Genomic DNA, 17,853 nt, shown 5'->3' on the forward strand with positions numbered 1-17,853 from the left:
CTCACAAACCGGATTTTATAACCGGGGTAAACGGCAAAAACGAAATATTATTCATAGTCTTCACGCTCCTTATGTTCCCAAAGCGAAAAGTTATTATTGGAAACTTGCGTGAAGCGAAGCTATCCCGCAGGGAATCGCCGGATCGCCAATTCCCCGCAAAATACTAACACAAGTGCCGTACAATTATCCCACCATCCGGCATCAACCAACCTGCTAACGCCATGCTTTGCGATTACCTAGTACAAATCCTCACCGCCCGCGTCTACGATGTTGCACAAGAAACAGCCCTAGAAGTAGCCCCGAATCTATCAGCACGGCTCAACAATAAACTTTTGCTAAAGCGAGAGGATATGCAGTCGGTGTTTTCCTTCAAACTGCGGGGTGCGTACAACAAAATGGCGCAACTGTCGCCGGATTTGCTAGCACAAGGTGTCATCGCAGCTTCGGCCGGGAACCACGCCCAAGGAGTCGCCCTCGCCGCCCGTCACCTGGGAACTCGCGCGATTATAGTCATGCCCGTAACGACGCCGCAGGTGAAGGTAAATGCGGTGATAGCCCGTGGTGGAGAGGTAGTCTTGCATGGGGATGCTTACGATGATGCTTACGCTTTTGCGCGTCAATTAGAGGCCCAAAAAGGTATGACTTTTATTCACCCTTTTGATGACCCCTACGTGATTGCTGGACAGGGTACGATCGGCATGGAAATTCTGCGGCAACATCAAAAACCAATTCACGCGATTTTTGTGGCAATTGGTGGTGGGGGATTGATTTCGGGAATTGCAGCTTATATTAAGCGGTTGCGGCCGGAAATTAAGATTATTGGTGTTGAACCTGTGGATTCCGATGCCATGAATCAATCGCTGAAAGCCGGTAAACGGGTGCGTTTGTCGCAGGTGGGTTTATTTGCTGACGGCGTTGCTGTGCGGGAAGTGGGGGAGGAAACTTTTCGCTTGTGCCAGGAGTATGTGGATGAGATTATTTTGGTGGATACGGATGATGTTTGCGCGGCGATTAAGGATGTTTTTGAAGATACGCGATCGATCTTAGAACCTGCTGGCGCTTTGGCGATCGCAGGTGCGAAAGCTTACGTGGAACGGGAACAAATCGCAGGAGAAACATTAATTGCTGTTGCTTGCGGCGCGAACATGAATTTCGATCGCCTGCGTTTTGTAGCAGAAAGAGCCGAGTTTGGCGAACGCCGCGAAGCCATTTTTGCCGTCACAATTCCCGAACAACCGGGAAGTCTCCGCAGGTTTTGCGAATGTCTGGGCAAACGCAATTTAACTGAATTTAGCTATCGAATTGCGGATGAGAAAGAGGCACATATTTTTATCGGTGTACAAATTCAAAACCGTGCCGATGCGGTTAAAATAGCCGCAACTTTTGAAGATTGTGGCTTCAAGACTTTGGATTTAACTGATGATGAATTAACGAAATTGCACGTCCGGCATATGGTGGGCGGGCGTTCGATGCTGGCAGATCATGAATTGTTTTATCGCTTTGAATTTCCCGAACGTCCGGGTGCGTTGATGAAGTTTGTCGGTTCGATGAGCCCTAACTGGAATATCAGCGTTTTTCACTATCGAAATAATGGCGCCGATTACGGGCGAATTGTGGTGGGAATTCAAGTACCGCCCGATGAGATGCAGAAATGGCAGGCTTTTTTGGATACGCTGGGCTATCAGTATGGGGATGAGAGTCAAAATCCCGCGTATAAGTTGTTTTTGAGGTAGGTTTTGGGGTGGGTTTTGGGGTGGGTTTTTGGGGAAAGAGCGATCGTCCAAAATGATCGCATCTCGATACAATGGGTAAAGAAGTCTAGCAAGGAAAATGCCAGATTATGACTGTCCGGGAAGAACTAATCAGCGAGATTGAGCAAGCCTCAGATGACGTACTTGAGGTGCTATTGAGTTTTTTGCGTCAGAGGCGCTTGTCTAATTCGGAGGATTTTCGGGCGATCGAGTCGGCTGAGATTTCGAGTGCTGAATTGACGGTAGAAAAGCATTATCCTCTGCGCGGGCTGCCGCTGGTGATTGCTGATGATTTTGATGAGCCGATGCAAGTTTCCCAACTCATCGAGGAGATTGTCACGATTATGGAAAATGAAAATGTAGGTTTGACGGACTTATTGGGTGGTTTAGAAGCCGAGAGAGAGGCAATTTGGCAGGAAAAACAGTCTTGATGCGTAGGATATTTTCAGACGAAGAGCGTATTAATTGCCGGATGCGGATCGCGAATCTACAATCGTTGAAGCAACTGGTCATACTCTGTATGTGCGCCGATCCAAAACCAGTAAATCCGCTCGTTCTCTAGTAAGCCAAGAACTCGGTAGTTTAGTCCAACGCGAACTGAGTAAATTGCTTGACGCTGGCTAACTCGTTTAAACTGAAGACTGTGATGGTAGGGATCGGAACACCAAAGGGCGTATGCTTTGCCAGCTTGCTCTTGAACCGAGGCTGGAAGTTCGCCCAGTTTCTTGCGGAATGCGTTCGTAACACTTGACTTCATGGCTTTGACGGAAAAACGTCAGTTAGAGGGGTAATATCGCCAGCAGCGATTTCTTGACGTACCATCTCAGCTAGACTATCCCACTGAGCATCTGTTGTAGCTTCAAATTGAGCTTTCCATGCTCGTTCATCTTCTAATTCGGTAAGGAGACGAGCAGCAATCGCATCTTGCTCCTCAGCAGATAAAGTTTTCAATTGGGCGATCGCACGTTCGAGCAATTCAGTCATAGTCGCCGTTTTGTATAAGAGATACTGCTAATTATAGCTGGCCCAGTTGTCAGGTTTTGGTGTTTCGGGCGATTCCCTTGAGGATAGCTTCGCTCGCGCGCACTTAGTTTTTGTTCGTAAGGGCGATCGGGCTATAACTTTATACTGTAAATAAATTATGGTGGAGATTAAGGCTTCGTTTCAATATCGAACTCAATTTTAATTGCTGTTATCCAGATTCATTGCCTGCATCAAAGCTACACCAGCACCCAAAGTATCGTAGGGAGTTGGTAGGTAGTAAATCTTGTAAGGTTCTAAAGGAAAAATCTCCTCACTGATATCCTCTTCCCCCAGGAGAATGCGGATTAACTCTCGTTTGTCGATCGCAGACAGTTGTCTAATAGTAGGGAGTAATTCTGTTAGTGTCATCTGTTGTTTTCCTACGATGCGTCTATGTTAATGGTAGCAGGTCAACGTAGTAATTGCAACTTTCAGGGGGGGTTCACAAAAATCGGCGCGATCGTATCTTAGTTGCGATCGCGCGGCCGTATGATATTCGTTACGTTGAAACGATTTGGTAGTTGGGGGCGATCGCACTTTTGTCTGGTAAGGGCGATCGCTCTTTGAGAATTATTCACACATTCTACAACTTGAAGCACTTACAACTACACCATCAATGTACCTCCACACCACCGGAATCATGGTTTTATCATCTACCTCTGAGGAGTGAACGAAAGAAGTGACTAACTGCCGCTCCACTTGAATCATATCCTTTGGTAGCTCTACAAATCCGTTGTTATTTGTGTGCATATGTGGCATACATACCCCAAGATTGTATTTTGCCAGTTGTTTGATAATTTCTTGCACTTCTTCCGTATCAATCGCTTTTTGTGCAAGTTGCAGACTCTCTGGCAGATTGTTTAACGTTCCCTCATCAATTTTGTTGTTCACAGTTGATCTCCTTTAGTTAGTAATGATCGGACATTTTGTTTTGGTTTTCCACATATTGCCACATTTTTTAAAGGCAGAAGCTACTAATTTTGCAAAGCTACCGATCAAATATGTGTGGAGCCAAAACTTACCCCATTTTTTGCCTATAGTAAACTAATCAACCCCAACTTAAAAGCGGAAAAAGACGGATTTTTATTAAATTATTGTAAACAACGGAAAAAGACGGTTCGAGACGGATAAAGTCGGCTATAATAACTAATGTCCTCCCACATCCCGGATGATGCGCCTCCAAGAAATACTTCAATTTATAGATGATGCTGTCTACGCCAAGACACGCAAACGTTTAAATGACTTGCAGCGCGGAATTATCGAAGGAACGCTGAAGCGTCAAAAGTATGATGACATTGCATAAAATTGTGGTTGTTCAGCGGGTCATGCTAAGGATGTCGGTTATGAGCTTTTGCAAATGTTATCTGATATCTTTGATGAAGAAGTTGATAAAAAAAATCTTAAATCCGTCGTAGAACGGCAAACTAATTTAAATATTTCTTTGGGCGCTCGAAGCTTTAATAGTAATAATAATATAATCGGCTGTGTAAACATGGGTTCCGAAGAACCCACTCCTACCGCAGATAAAAGTCAGCCGCAAACTGCCGAATTGCAGGAGGAAACCCAAATAAAAACGAAGATTGAAACAATTGATAAATTACGGCAGTTTGGCTTGAGCGACGAGCAAATTGCAGAAGCGCTACATATACCTTTAGAGCAGGTTAAGCAGGTGGACTTCGAGGAGTAAATCTGTGCTATCTCCGAATGAATTTTACTGGGTCGGGCGATTCCCTACGGGATAGCTTCGCTTCACGCTCTTAGTTGTTTTGTTATAATCATCGAAGGTTGCCTTTTTGAAGTAAAAAAAATATCCCCACATTTTTTCAGCTATGAACACAAAACTCATTGAATCCTTAGTACAAATCATCCAGACACTCTCAGAAGACGAGCAATTGCTAATAAAAGCAAAACTATTTAATAACATCCCCTATCCTTCTACTGTCGAAATAACCCAGTTAGCCCAAAGCGGAGGAGCATTTCAATTCCTGGACGACGAACCTGATATTTACACCCTTGAAGATGGAGAGCCAATTTAGTGAAGCTAAAAAAAGGAGATATTGTTTTAGCTGAATTTCCCTTTACAGATTTGAGTCAGAAAAAATTACGACCGGCTTTAGTGCTGTGGGCAAGTTCAACCATAGATGCAGGGTAAACGCATCTTAACTTCAAGCCAAAATATGCTACAGTTAAATGCGACTAATTTTTAATGTAGTTTCTTGTAGTTCATGAGTGCTATAAATGGCAATAGGTTTTAGTAAAGCTGTAAGTTGCCAACAAAAACAAACAGATTCATTGCCTTCAATGAATATTTTAAATGCCAGTTTTTTCGAGCATTTTGCCAAATTGAAAGACCCAAGAATAGAAAAAAGTAAAGAACATTTGCTCAAAGATATTAGATCGATTGCGATTCTAGCTGTCCAGACCCGGCGCAGACGGATGGGTGGCAATAGAAGCCTATGGTAACGCCAAATATGAATGGTTAAAAAGCTTTCTATAATTACCGAATGGTATACCATGTCATGACAGGTTTAGTCGATTATTTGCCCGAATTGAACCACAACAGTTTCACGAATGTTTTTTGAGTTGGGTAAATGCCATAGTCGGGGAATTAGAACTAAACGTGATTGCCATTGATGGCAAAACGATGAAACAATCTTATGACCGAAATTACCAGCAAAAAGCGCTACATATAGTCGCTGCGTGGTCTTCATCTCATCAATTGGTTTTATGATAAAAAAAGTCGATAAAAAATCTAACGAGCTGACAGCAATTCCGCCATTAATAGAAATGTTATAAATTGCCGGAAGTGTAATAAGTCTAGACGCTCTATTGATGTCAAAAAGACATAACATCTCTGATTATCAAGAGAAAAGGAGATTATTTTTTAGCCTTGAAATGGAATAAATAAACTCCTCTACAAAGCCGTAAAAGAGTGGTTTGAAGTCGCTAAAAAAGCCAAATATTTAGGCAAAAAATATGATGAGTATGAACAAGTAGAAGCGGGACTTCATCGAGGGGAAAAAATCCCAGTCTGGACTGTGGATGTATCCGAGTTACCACAAGTGCATAATCAAGAATTATGGACGGGATTAAAAACATTTGTCATGATAGTTAGTGAAGGACGATTGTGGAATAAAACCACCACGCTCAGCTCGTTTTTACGCTTAGTAGTTTAAGCAGTAATGCTGAGAGAATTGCTGGGGCTATCCTCCGTCATTGGGGCATTGAAAATAGCTTACATTGGACGCTTGATGTTACATTTTGTGAAGATGAAAGCCGGATTCGGAAACAGAACTCTCCCGAAAATTTGGCACTTCAATCGGAGGCTAGCAATAAATTTACTGAAACCAGAGAAAACTTCCGGCACAAAGTCTAAAAATGAAACGGTATCGAGCGGCAATGGACAATAATTATTTAGTTAAAATTTTAAACTCTGCCAGTTAATACTCGAAATCTATAGCCTTTATCAGAAAGATGAGGTACTCATGGGCATAGGGCTCCGTGGCCTCCGTGGGCTCCGTGGCCTCCGTGGGCTCCGTGGGCATACCTCACCACGCTTGAGAACCGCTATAACACCTATCTAAGAAGGAAAATTAGCCTGCTTTAAGAAGTTCATAAAATCTTAAGGTTCTGATTTAATCTGCTCAATTCGGGTTAAAATTAAGAAGTTTAAGAAATTTTTTTTAGTTATTTAGTAATGCACAAATTCACGTTTTTGTCAAATGAATTTAGATGCGTTTACCCTGGGTGTTGGTGGTGTGTAGGAAACATCTTGCTAAAACAAGCAATCCGTGCATTAGGTCAAAATGCTGGAAGGGCGATCGACCATCTCTAACTGGCGATAGAACTTTAATAAAGTTTATAATGATATAAAGTTGTCTAAAAAATACCAGCAGTCGCAACAGTTACTAAGGAATTATTTTAGATTAAATTAATATTTCACCGAGTGGAAAAAAGCAAAGCTGCCAGCTATAATTAAAGAGTAAGTGAAAAAAATAACTCGCTGAAACGATATGGCAACAACATTGTACGAAAAAATGGGTGGAGAGCCAGCCATTAAAGAGATGGTGGATGATTTTTACCGCGATGTTTTGGCTGACGAGATAGTGAGCCATTTCTTCGATCATACAGATATGGAAAAGCAGCGCCGCCATCAAACTGCTTTTATCTCTTATGCCCTTGGAGGCCCCAAGCAATACTCAGGCCGTTCAATGGAGAAAGCACACGCAGGTTTGAATCTACAGCCTGAACACTTTGATGCAATTGTGAAGCATTTGACAGATGCAATAGTTGCCCACGGCGCCTCCCAAGAGGATCTTGATGAAGCGCTAGGTAAAATCGCGACTTTGAAAGAGGCTGTTTTGTACAAGTAAGATCGAGTGAAGACAAGAGGGTTTTTGCAGCCACTAGAATAGTGAGAAAAGTGGAGATTTCGTAATTGTGCAGCGAAAGCTCCACTTTGTTGTTTACCAGATATAATGAACCGCGAAGATGCGAAGGAAGAGAATAGTTCACAGTTGAGGCGAAGATGGCTAGAGTTATTTAACTGATATCCCCTATGAGTTATGGGAAGCTATCGCGCGATAGATATATAGCAATCCTTGCATCATTTGTGAATTTCTTACTTTCTCCTCACGGGTTCGGGGAGGGTTGGGGTGGGGTACAAAATTTACGACTTTTGCAAGGATTGCTATAGTAGCGGATTTAAGTTATTTCTGACATCTCGCACCGTTATCAATAACAGGCAAGATGCCTGTTCCACAAGAAAATTTAGTCTTTGTGGAACAGGCATCTTGCCTGTTCCTAAAGCCTGATTGAAAAGGGTGCAAGGTGTCAGTTATTTTTGACTGGGTTTATTGATACCTATTTCATTTTTTATAGTAGCTTATTCGGCTAGCCACGGTATTGCTGAAGTATATTTCACTCTATTTGTTCATTTACTTGAAATGCTGACAAGTTATATTCCTCCTTTAGTTAGATGACAGCAGTCAAGTGCGGCTTGCACGATCGGTTTACTAATTGCCAATTACTAAATCCTATATGCCGCAATACTTCGGAAAACTCCAAACTACTGAACAGCCTTGGTCAACAATCGGTTCGGTAGAATCCATAAATAAAACCGATTCCCTACGGGATAGCTGCGCTTCACGCACAATTCACTTTAATTGCGGCGAAACTTCCCTAAACATCAGCATCCTCGCACCGAATTTAATCCGAGTGCGAATGTCCCCCACAGGTGAATTTAACAACCGATCGTACTCAATAACTGTCCCTGACGAAGAGTGGGAAATTATACCATTTGAAGTGCGAGAAACCGAGGAAAAAATAGAAATTGAAACAGCGCAAATATTAATTTCCGTAAAGCGAGATCGCCCTGCAATCGAATGCTTTGACAAATCGGGAAAACCCTTTGCTAGCGACTGCGATCGCAATATGGGATGGCGCGCAGGTGCAACCGCGGGCTGGAAGCGCATCGAAGCAGACGAGCACTTCTACGGTTTCGGCCAACGCACCGGCTTTCTCGACAAACTCTCCGAAGTCAAGACAAACTGGACAACCGACTCCCTCGACTACAATTCCCTCACCGATGAAATGTACCAGGCGATCGCATTTTACATCGCCCTGAATCCCGATCGCGCTTACGGCATTTTCTTCAACACTACATTTTGGAGTCAATTCGATATCGGCGCGGAACAACCGGGGGTTTTGCGGATGGAAACCAGAGGCCCGGAACTCGACTACTACATCATTTACGGCCCGGAACCCGCCCAAATTATCGCCACCTACACGCAGTTAACTGGCCGGATGCCGCTTCCGCCAAAATGGGCGCTGGGATACCACCAATGCCGCTGGAGCTACGAATCCGAGGACATTGTGCGGGAGTTGGCAAAGGAATTTCGCGATCGGGCGATTCCCTGCGATGTCATCCACCTCGACATCGACTATATGCGCGGCTACCGCGTTTTTACCTGGAGCCCGAAGCGTTTCCCCGATCCCGCGAAACTGATCGCAGACTTGAAAGCAGCGGGTTTTAAGGTTGTCACGATTGTCGATCCCGGTGTCAAGTACGAACCGGAAGCAGATTATGAAATTTTCGATCGCGGTGTGGAGAATGACTATTTCGTCCGCACCGCAGAGGGAAAGCTATTCCACGGTTACGTTTGGCCGGACAAAGCGGTGTTTCCCGACTTCATGAGGCCGGAGGTGCGCCAGTGGTGGGGCGAATTGCACAAAACTCTGACAGATGTTGGGATTGCGGGGATTTGGAACGACATGAACGAACCTGCGATCGCAGAACGGCCTTTTGGTGACGGCGGCGAACACATCTGCTTTCCCCTGGATGCACCGCAAGGCCCGGAATCCGATCGCGCCACCCACGCCGAAACGCACAATTTGTATGGTTTAATGATGGCGAAAGCTTGTGCTGAGGGGTTGCAAAAAGTGCGATCGGCCGATCGATCTTTTGTGCTGACGCGATCGGGTTTTGCGGGCATTCAGCGTTACTCGTCGGTATGGATGGGCGACAATCAATCGCAGTGGGAACACTTAGAAATGTCGCTACCAATGCTTTGCAATATGGGGCTTTCCGGTGTGGCGTTTGTCGGTTGCGACATCGGCGGTTTTGCGGGGAATGCAACCGCTGAACTTTTCGCGCGGTGGATGCAGGTGGGGATGCTGTATCCGTTGATGCGCGGTCATTCGGCGATGAGTACGGCGCAGCACGAACCGTGGGTTTTTGGCGATCGCACTGAGAAGATTTGCCGCGAATACATCAATTTGCGCTATCAGTTGTTGCCTTATATTTACACGTTGTTTTGGGAAGCTGCGACGACGGGAACGCCGATTTTGCGACCGTTACTATATCACTTTCCGCGCGATCGCACAACTTATCATCTTTACGATCAAGTATTGCTGGGCCCGTCGCTGATGGCTGCACCTGTTTACCGGCCGGGAGTTGAGCATCGCGCCGTGTATTTGCCGGAGGGTACTTGGTACGATTGGTGGACGGGCGAATGCTATCACGGCCCGATGCACATTTTAGCTTATGCACCTTTGGAGAGAATGCCGCTTTACGTGCGGGGCGGGGGCATAATGGCGTTAGCGCCTGTGAGGCAATTTGTCAGCGAAGAACCGCTTGAGTCATTAAAAATGCGAATTTGGCCCGGAAGCGGTGAATGGACGCTTTATGAGGACGATGGACACAGTTTTGAACACGAAAAAGGTGTCTGGGCTACTACTAATTACAAGGTGTATTTGGAAGGGGAAAAAATCATCGTTGAAATTGCCGCGCGCGAGGGTCAATTTTTGATATCAGAACGCGAAGTTATTGTGGAAGTTGTTGGCGTTGGCGAACAGCGATTTACAGATGATGGTACGGTGCGGCGTTTGACATTTGGATAACTTTGGCATAAAGCGGTTTATGCTATGGTGGGATTCATTCAGGGCGATCGCTCGATCTGGTAGAGTTTGAGATGGAAAGGGCGATCGTATCCCTCGATCGAGTTCAAAATATAATTATTCATCGACCTATCACTAAAGAGGCTTTCGGATGACTCAAACAATATCCAAGTTAATAACTTTTGATGATTTTCTGGAAGGAAAACCAGAAAACGGACATTATGAATTACATAACGGAGTTATTGTTGAAATGCCAAATCCAACTGGTAAACATTCAGCCAGCGCCGGTTTTCAGGCGATCGAGTTTGGGTTAGAAATCAGGCGACTACAGCTTCCTTACTTTATTCCCAAGGAATGTACAATTAAATTTAGCGATAACTCTGGCTACGATCCCGATGTAATTGTATTAGATAAACAAGCCGTAGCAGCCAATGAGTCTCGATGGGAAAGAGAATCAGTTATTACTCAGGGAAATTCCGTTAAATTAGTTGTTGAAGTTGTCAGCACTAATTGGCGGGATGATTATGCCCACAAAATGATTGACTATGAAGCACTAGGCATTCCTGAATATTGGATTGTAGATTATTTGGGTTTAGGTGGTAGCCGTTATATTGGTTCTCCGAAACAGCCTACTTTATCGGTTTATCAGTTAGTAGAGGGTGAGTATCAAATTAAGCTGTTTCGAGGAGATGAAAGGGTTGAATCGGCAGTGTTTCCCGAATTAAATTTGACCGCAAAGCAATTTTTTAACGGTGGGTAAGTGTAATGCACTGATAAATTTTCAACCAACCTAGGAAACTTGGGGATAAAGAAAAAGAAAGAGAAATTATGTCATCATTATTTACAATGATTAACAGATCATCTGTTATAATCTACATAGATAACTTAGATGAGATTTTATGAGCCCCACATTTATGCTAGAACCCTATCACCTAGCTAATGTGTTGCTTGTCGCTGCCAAAAGACCAGAAAGTTAATGATTGGGAGAGAAATAGAATGTCTACAAGAATTGAAGAAGTTAAGAAGCAGTTATCTAGTGAAAGTGAGCAAGAAAGACTTGCTGCTTTATCAGAGACTCTCAATTATGGTCAACAAGGTTTAGAACTATTGATTGAACAGTCTATCAAAGATCCATCAGACAGAGTTAAACAATTTGCCTACAGAGTTTTTCGTGGTGATAATTCTTGGTTGATGGAAAATACACCAGAAAACTTAATTAATTGCCCAACAGATATTATTACTTCTCTAGCAATAAGTCCAGATAATACTATTTTAGTAGGAGGGAGTTGGGAAAAGATTTGGGTATGGGATTTGCAAACGGGGGCAACAATTCGTAGTATTGAAGGACACTCGCACTGGGTTTTGTCTGTGGCTATTAGTCCTGATGGAAATACTTTGGTTAGCGGAAGTGCCGATAAAACTATTAAGGTATGGAATTTAAAAACAGGGAAGCTTATTCATACATTAAATAGGCTAAGTTGGCATGGTTGGGTTACTGCTGTTGCTATCACTCCTGATGGAAAAACCATTGTCAGCGGTAGCACAAACAAAAATATAAAAATATGGAATTTAACAACGGGTCAATTAATTAGAACTATAGAAAGTCCAAAAAAACTATCTTCTGTTTTGAGCTTATGTATTTCTCATGAAGGAAAATTTATCGTTTGCGGTAGCACTAATAAAAAAATTACAGTATGGAACTTACATAGCGGTCAATTCATACGTAGTCTTGAAGGGGAATCGGATTGGATTCAATCTTTAAGTATTACTTCAGACAACACAACCTTAATTAGTGGAAGTCGTGATGGTGTTGTCAACTTTTGGAAATCACAATCTGAAGAAGGATCTTCAAATAAATTGGGCGCTGGGGCTATTGTTGCAGGTACAGGATTAACTACGGCAATTGGATTTGCATTTGGTGGCCCAATAGGTGCATTAATAGGTGCAGGCCTAGGTGCCGGAATCTTGGGAGGTGGTAACTTTTATACTCAATTTCCGGCTGACACTTTAGAACTTGTAAATACTTCTAAATATCAAGGATTAATTAATTCTATAGCTTGTCATGTCGAGCAAAATATACTTGTAGTAGGTTTTTCCAAAAAAATTAACATCTTTGATTTAAAAGATAATAGAATCATCTACACTTCACCAGAACAGCCTGAATTGATTAGCTCTGTAGCAATTAATTGTGAGGGAAAAACTCTTGCTGTTGCAGGTAAAGATTGGGTAAAATTGTTGGACACAAAAACAGGAAAACCACTCCATCCTATTAAAGGATGTTCTGAGCCAAAACTAAGCAATATTGTTATTACTGAAATTCCCCAAGCACTCCTTTGTGGTCAAGATCAGCATTTTACTGTTAAAGGTTTAGACCAGAATAATAGAGAGATGAGCCTTAACAATACAGATGTTAAATGGGAAACTACCGGAGGGAAAATCGAACAAGGTTTATTTACAGCAGGTCAACGGGAAGGAAGATTTGAAGTTAAAGCAAAGATAGGCATTTTTGAGACTTCTGTCACAATTACTATTATTCAGCCTCCTAGAATAACTGAGATTTCTGTTACTCTTTCTAGTATTATTTTAGAGTTTGGTAAAACGCAACAATTTACAGCACAAGTTTTAGATCAACGACGAAATCAAATGCAGGAAACTGTATTATGGGAAGTAAGCGGAGGAGGGAAAATTGACCAAAATGGCAATTTTATAGCTGGAAGCAAGCAAGGTAAATTTGAAATAATAGCTTCAGTTAGTTCAATTCGTCGAGTTATTCCAATTACGATTATTGAACCTCCGAGACTAGCAGAACTAATTATTATATCTTCAATACCTCAATTAGAGTTTGGTCAGAGCTTTCAGTTTCGAGTTAAAGGAGTAGATCAGTATGGTAAAAAGATACAAACTGGGACAATTACTTGGTTAGTAAGTAGTGAATGTGGAAGGATTGACCAAAATGGCAATTTTATAGCTGGAAGCAAGCAAGGAGATTTTGAAGTTAGAGCTTCAGTCAGTTCAATTCGTCGAGTTATCCCAATTACGATTATTGCACCTCCGAAGCTAACAGAAATAATTTTTACATCCTCAACATCTCAATTAGAGTTTGGTCAAAGCTTTCAGTTTGAAGTTCAAGGATTAGATCAGTATGGTAACAACATACAAACTGGAAAAGTTACATGGTTAGCAATTAGTGGAAATATTGATAGTCAGGGCATCTTTTATGCGGGCGACCGAGAAGAAACTGTTATTATTAAAGCAAGTGTAGGGACAATTAACACTTGCACAGAAGTTAAAGTTTACGAACATTCTCGGTTAACATTCATAGATATTTTACCTTCATCTGTTACTTTAGAGCCAGGACAAAGCCAAAAATTTAATGTGGTTGCTTTAAATCAACGAGGTGAAGAAATATCTGTCAGCGATATTGAATGGAATGCAACAGGCGGCTTCATTGATCAAAATGGCAATTTTTGTAGTGGAGAACAGCAAAAAGGTGATTGTCAAGTAACCGTCAATGTAGGACATTTAAGCGCTAACGCTGAAGTTACTGTTACTCCTGTTGTGAGAGGGCTAAAAATATCTCCTGAACAGGTAGAACTTAAACCAGAAGAAGAATTTTCTTTTACTGTAACTGGATTAGATCAGGTTGGCCATCCTTTAGACATAATGAATGTTATATGGAACAGTACAACTGGTGGATTAATTACCAATAAAGGAGCTTTTAAAGGCGATTATAAAAAGCGCGAAGTTACTGTCACCGCAAAATTAGGAAAGCTTAGCGGTACAGCTAAAGTTATCCTGCTACCTGTGTTAAAGCGTTTAGAAATTAAACCTAGTTTTGTTTATCTTAAATCGAGCGAAAAACAAACATTTGTTGTTAAAGGATTAGATCAATTCGGCTTTTCAATCGCGCCTGGTGAGGTTGATTGGGAAACAACCGGAGGTGAAATTGCTCAAGATGGTACATTAACTTTTACTCAGAATGAGCAAGGTTATTTTCAAGTAACTGCAACATCTCAATTAGCCCCGAAGTATACGCAAGATATAAGAAAGCTCTTTTTATATACTGGAATTTCTAGCAGAATAATATCTTACTTAATTTCCTATGAAATGCTGCTCCAAGAAATATTTGCTTTAGATTCAGGCTCAACAGATACCGAGGAAAATTTAGATAATTCAATAGTTGATGAGACACAAGAATTAGATATAAGTACAGAGGAATTCGAGGCAATTCAAGAGACAGATACGATAGTAGAAGCTGACGAACAACTAGATATAGAGGTATATCAAACAGCAGATATTGATACAATTGTAGATCCAAATGTATTAGATTTTCATACGGCTTTAGAAGGGTGGTTTTGGAAAAAGCTGCAAAAGTTAGTAGCTAGGGTTTTCCTATCTATCAGTCGTTTCTGTTTGAATGAAGCGAGTGCAAACTTAAGCGCTTCTGCTGATGTCTTTGTTTTGACTGTTGAATACAATCCCTATCAATATTTTGAGTGTCTTAATACCCTTGATGGTCATTTTGATAGTGATTTGGATCGTGATTTGGGGTTGATTCATACTTCTTTGGCTATTACACCAGATGGACAGAGACTTGTTAGTGGTAGTCCGTGGGACAATACTATAAAAATCTGGAATTTAAACACCGGAGAGCTACTTAGTACGCTAGAAGCCTGTGTTTACTGTGTTGCGATTACTCCAGACGGGCAAACGCTTGTTAGTGCGGGTTGCGATAACACCATTAAAATTTGGGATTTAAAGACTAACGAGTTACGACACTCTCTACATTGTTCAAATGAAGTTTATTTAGTGGTAATTACACCCGATGGGCAAAAGTTAATTGGCGTAGAAGACACCAAGATTATTCAAATATGGGATTTAAACAACCAAGAACTCTTAAAAAAATTTAAAATTTATTCATTTAACTCTTGGTCTCTTTATTGGTGGGATAGTAACTCTATGGTTATTTCTCCTGACCAACAGAGACTAATTGTAAGCCATAAAACCATCAGATCCTATGATTTAATAACCGGGAAATTGCGAACAATTATAGGAAGGAATTTAGGGTGGGTTTATGCTTTGGCTATTACGCCAGATGGTAAAACACTTATTAGCAGCCATGACAAAAAGATTAAAGTTTGGGATTTAACATCAAAGAAATATCCAGAGGTTCGGCTAACTTTAAACAGTTATGCTGGAGAAGTAGAAGCTCTTACACTTACACCAGATGGTCGAAGAATTGTATCTGCTGGTTATAGATTCATAAAATATGAATCTTATGAGTGGTTTATTGAAATATGGGACTTAAATACTGGAGAAAGACTTCGCTATATAAAAAGGTATTGCACAAGCAATCGTTTCATTTCTCTTGCAATTACGCCAGATGGAAAAAAAATTATTAGTGGTCATGGTGATGGAACTATTCGGATATGGGGAATACCAGAGTTTAGTCGGTAAGAATAAATTGTGAAAGTCACCTTTGTTACAATATACCGTCCGGGGATGACTAGACCCGACACCTACCCACAAACTATGCAACCCATCCAAATTACCACCTTCCAAGCTTTGCGGCGCAGCCTGAGCCTGATAATCAAAGCCGCACCAATAGAACTCCGCAATTTAATATTACTCAACATTATCAGCGGTGCTGCCCCATCTGCTGTGCTATTCTTAGATAAATTAATCATTGATGAAGTATCTCGGTTGCTGTCGCAAACCCAAACAGCACAGCCCTTTGCTTTGATGCTTTCCCGACCAATATTGCTGTGGAGTATTGGCGGAGTCTTAAGTCTCAAGTTAGTCGGCGATGCCCTAGACACAATGAACTCTTTTGTCGCGACATCTTTGCGCGATCGCGTTCAAGGCTTTGTCGAAGGAAAAGTCCTCGAAAAAGTCGCCAATTTTGACGATATTGCCCTCTTTGAAAACCCGGAACTATTAAATATAGTAGAACTCGCAAAAAGCGGAGTATCCAAAATACAGCAACTCGCCTTTACCATCAGCATGACTATCACGGGAATTTTTATATTTATTCCATCGATAGGCCTTGCTGCTGCAATAGCTTGGTGGGTGCCATTGCTGATATTAATCTCCTCATCTCCCTCAATTTATACCCAAAGAAAATATAGCAGAATCATCTGGAGAGTTCAAAGAAAGCAAGCTAAAATCAGCCGCGAAATGAACTTATCCGCTAGAGTATTGACGGGCGAAGAATATGCTAAAGAATTGCGTTTGTTTGGCTTGCAAGAACTTTGGCTCAAACGCTGGCAGGATCAGTTTTTGCAATTTTTTAGCGAGATGCAGCAAATCCGAAAAAAAGGAGCTTTTGTTGTACTTTTCTGGTCGATGTTTAGTAGAATTGGAGTGGCTTTACCATTTATTTATGTAGTAATGGGAGCTTTGGGTGGTCGCTATACTTTGGGCGATTTAGCACTCTATTCTGGTTTGATTGTCCAAGTAAAGCAAAGTTTGCATATGCTGATTAACACTTCTACTAATTTGTACGATATCTCTCTCAGTGTTAGTCCGATTTTTCAACTTTTGGAACTCAAACCAGAATTGCAGTCTCCGCTTGTGGATGTGGCATCTCGCCTGCCTAGTTTACCCGAAGGCGGGCAAGATTCGGGGTTGACAAAAGATAAAATTGGTATCGAAATTAAGCATCTATCTTTCTGCTATCCCGGTAGCAATAAAAGCACGGTTGAGGATATTAACTTAACGATTAATCCGGGGGAAATGCTAGTGCTTGTTGGTGAAAATGGCGCGGGTAAAACAACTCTTGGCAAACTCCTCGGCCGCCTGTACGACCCGACAAGTGGTACGATCGACTGGAACGGCAAAGATTTGCGATCGTACTCTCTAGCATACGTGCGATCGCGCATCGCCGTTGTTATGCAAGATTACGCCCGTTTCCCCTCCACAGTTCGCGAAAACGTCGGTTTCGGCGACTTGCTTTCCCTCTCAGATGACACCGCAATTAACGAAGCTATTTCCGAAGCAGGAATTAGTGCAAAAGTCAATAGTCTTTCCGCAGGTTTAGAGACTCCGTTGGGGAAACAATTAGAAGACGGCATAGACTTATCGGGGGGACAGTGGCAAAGAATTGCGATCGCCCGCGCCTTAATGCGGCTTTCTACAGCCGAAGTGCTAATTTTTGACGAACCAACCGCCGCCCTCGACCCCAAGACAGAACACGAAATTTACAGCATCTTTCGTCAAATAGCCGCCGGGAAAACAACCATAGTCATCAGTCACAGATTGGGATTAGCCAAAATTGCCGATCGTATCGCCGTGATGGAAAACGGTAAAATAGCAGAAATAGGAACTCACGACGAATTGATAGCATCAAACGGAATTTACTGTTCCATGTTTACCCGTCAAGCTAGCAGTTATATTTAGAGTTAAACAAACAGTCCGCCAGGGGTTAAAACCCCTGTCTCATAGCGAAAGTCGGTTGAAACCGACTGGGGAGGGAGATATTGCAATGCTTGTTCAAAAATGTGTCTTTCAGTCCTCTTTGAGAGGACTTTTGCTATGAGACGGGGGTTTTAACCCCCGGCGGACTTGTGGGTTAGCGTGGGGAATTTGGCGCGGGTGATTGTGATAAATTATCGCGGATTTGCAATCTAATTTCTCTCGTTAGGTGGCGAGAAACCGGGTTTCTGCGAATAATTTGGCTTGA

The 17,853-nt window shown here is 42.2% G+C and carries 16 protein-coding genes; 12 read left to right on the top strand and 4 right to left on the bottom strand.

Translation table 11 applies throughout. The features are described from left to right. The first annotated feature begins 200 nt into the window (after positions 1–200). Both ilvA and QUB08_RS16885 read left to right on the top strand, forming a co-directional pair. Positions 201–1,733, top strand: a complete 1,533-nt coding sequence (gene ilvA, locus QUB08_RS16880) for a threonine ammonia-lyase, biosynthetic (RefSeq protein ID WP_333225829.1) — start codon at positions 201–203, stop codon at positions 1,731–1,733. 107 nt (positions 1,734–1,840) lie between these two features. Further along, on the top strand, positions 1,841–2,182 hold the full coding sequence (locus QUB08_RS16885) for a hypothetical protein (protein ID WP_333225786.1): 342 nt from the start codon (positions 1,841–1,843) through the stop codon (positions 2,180–2,182). A gap of 56 nt (positions 2,183–2,238) precedes the next feature. On the opposite strand, the gene QUB08_RS16890 is transcribed toward QUB08_RS16885, so the two are convergent. The 4 genes from QUB08_RS16890 to QUB08_RS16905 all read right to left on the bottom strand — a co-directional run bounded on the left by QUB08_RS16890 (position 2,239) and on the right by QUB08_RS16905 (position 3,665). Then, the gene (locus QUB08_RS16890) at positions 2,239–2,508 is read right to left on the bottom strand and encodes a ParE family toxin-like protein (protein ID WP_333225787.1); all 270 of its coding nucleotides are present in this window, start codon (positions 2,506–2,508) and stop codon (positions 2,239–2,241) included. Next, a complete protein-coding gene (locus QUB08_RS16895) occupies positions 2,505–2,735 on the bottom strand; it encodes a hypothetical protein (RefSeq protein ID WP_333225788.1) in 231 nt (76 codons plus the stop codon). The genes QUB08_RS16890 and QUB08_RS16895 overlap by 4 nt, the downstream gene beginning before the upstream one ends. A gap of 198 nt (positions 2,736–2,933) precedes the next feature. Next, on the bottom strand, positions 2,934–3,143 hold the full coding sequence (locus QUB08_RS16900; RefSeq protein ID WP_333225789.1) for a hypothetical protein: 210 nt from the start codon (positions 3,141–3,143) through the stop codon (positions 2,934–2,936). A gap of 201 nt (positions 3,144–3,344) precedes the next feature. Continuing rightward, the gene (locus QUB08_RS16905; protein WP_333225790.1) at positions 3,345–3,665 is read right to left on the bottom strand and encodes a hypothetical protein; all 321 of its coding nucleotides are present in this window, start codon (positions 3,663–3,665) and stop codon (positions 3,345–3,347) included. Between the two features lie 277 nt (positions 3,666–3,942). Between QUB08_RS16905 and QUB08_RS16910 the strand changes: the two genes are divergently transcribed. From QUB08_RS16910 to QUB08_RS16955, 10 genes are all read left to right on the top strand, one after another. Continuing rightward, the gene (locus tag QUB08_RS16910) at positions 3,943–4,077 is read left to right on the top strand and encodes a hypothetical protein (protein ID WP_333225791.1); all 135 of its coding nucleotides are present in this window, start codon (positions 3,943–3,945) and stop codon (positions 4,075–4,077) included. Between the two features lie 54 nt (positions 4,078–4,131). Then, entirely contained in the window at positions 4,132–4,461 is a 330-nt protein-coding gene (locus QUB08_RS16915; protein ID WP_333225792.1) for a hypothetical protein, read from the top strand. A 142-nt stretch (positions 4,462–4,603) separates the two neighbouring features. Next, a complete protein-coding gene (locus QUB08_RS16920; RefSeq protein ID WP_015177442.1) occupies positions 4,604–4,810 on the top strand; it encodes a hypothetical protein in 207 nt (68 codons plus the stop codon). 202 nt (positions 4,811–5,012) lie between these two features. Then, positions 5,013–5,237, top strand: coding sequence for a hypothetical protein (locus tag QUB08_RS16925; RefSeq protein ID WP_333225793.1), 225 nt, complete (start codon positions 5,013–5,015; stop codon positions 5,235–5,237). A gap of 46 nt (positions 5,238–5,283) precedes the next feature. Further along, the gene (locus QUB08_RS16930) at positions 5,284–5,505 is read left to right on the top strand and encodes an ISAs1 family transposase (protein WP_445300929.1); all 222 of its coding nucleotides are present in this window, start codon (positions 5,284–5,286) and stop codon (positions 5,503–5,505) included. 1,282 nt (positions 5,506–6,787) lie between these two features. Beyond that, on the top strand, positions 6,788–7,147 hold the full coding sequence (locus QUB08_RS16935; RefSeq protein WP_333160123.1) for a group 1 truncated hemoglobin: 360 nt from the start codon (positions 6,788–6,790) through the stop codon (positions 7,145–7,147). Between the two features lie 646 nt (positions 7,148–7,793). After that, the gene (locus QUB08_RS16940) at positions 7,794–10,175 is read left to right on the top strand and encodes a glycoside hydrolase family 31 protein (protein WP_333225794.1); all 2,382 of its coding nucleotides are present in this window, start codon (positions 7,794–7,796) and stop codon (positions 10,173–10,175) included. A 148-nt stretch (positions 10,176–10,323) separates the two neighbouring features. Further along, positions 10,324–10,932, top strand: coding sequence for a Uma2 family endonuclease (locus QUB08_RS16945; protein WP_333225795.1), 609 nt, complete (start codon positions 10,324–10,326; stop codon positions 10,930–10,932). Between the two features lie 236 nt (positions 10,933–11,168). After that, positions 11,169–15,629 carry a beta-propeller domain-containing protein gene (locus QUB08_RS16950; RefSeq protein WP_333225796.1) on the top strand — a complete coding sequence of 1,487 codons (4,461 nt, stop codon included), beginning with the start codon at positions 11,169–11,171 and terminating at the stop codon, positions 15,627–15,629. Between the two features lie 9 nt (positions 15,630–15,638). Further along, positions 15,639–17,570, top strand: a complete 1,932-nt coding sequence (locus tag QUB08_RS16955; protein ID WP_333225797.1) for an ABC transporter ATP-binding protein — start codon at positions 15,639–15,641, stop codon at positions 17,568–17,570. Positions 17,571–17,853: the final 283 nt, after the last annotated feature.

This window comes from Microcoleus sp. BR0-C5 (assembly GCF_036705045.1).
GTDB lineage: Bacteria > Cyanobacteriota > Cyanobacteriia > Cyanobacteriales > Microcoleaceae > Microcoleus.

Coding starts and splice junctions, on each gene's coding strand:
- QUB08_RS16925 (WP_333225793.1), top strand. CDS start 5,013: ATGGCAATAGGTTTTAGTAAAGCTGTAAGTTGCCAACAAAAACAAACA.
- QUB08_RS16920 (WP_015177442.1), top strand. CDS start 4,604: ATGAACACAAAACTCATTGAATCCTTAGTACAAATCATCCAGACACTC.
- QUB08_RS16895 (WP_333225788.1), bottom strand. CDS start 2,735: ATGACTGAATTGCTCGAACGTGCGATCGCCCAATTGAAAACTTTATCT.
- QUB08_RS16935 (WP_333160123.1), top strand. CDS start 6,788: ATGGCAACAACATTGTACGAAAAAATGGGTGGAGAGCCAGCCATTAAA.
- QUB08_RS16915 (WP_333225792.1), top strand. CDS start 4,132: ATGTTATCTGATATCTTTGATGAAGAAGTTGATAAAAAAAATCTTAAA.
- QUB08_RS16885 (WP_333225786.1), top strand. CDS start 1,841: ATGACTGTCCGGGAAGAACTAATCAGCGAGATTGAGCAAGCCTCAGAT.
- QUB08_RS16950 (WP_333225796.1), top strand. CDS start 11,169: ATGTCTACAAGAATTGAAGAAGTTAAGAAGCAGTTATCTAGTGAAAGT.
- QUB08_RS16945 (WP_333225795.1), top strand. CDS start 10,324: ATGACTCAAACAATATCCAAGTTAATAACTTTTGATGATTTTCTGGAA.
- QUB08_RS16900 (WP_333225789.1), bottom strand. CDS start 3,143: ATGACACTAACAGAATTACTCCCTACTATTAGACAACTGTCTGCGATC.
- QUB08_RS16890 (WP_333225787.1), bottom strand. CDS start 2,508: ATGAAGTCAAGTGTTACGAACGCATTCCGCAAGAAACTGGGCGAACTT.
- QUB08_RS16910 (WP_333225791.1), top strand. CDS start 3,943: ATGATGCGCCTCCAAGAAATACTTCAATTTATAGATGATGCTGTCTAC.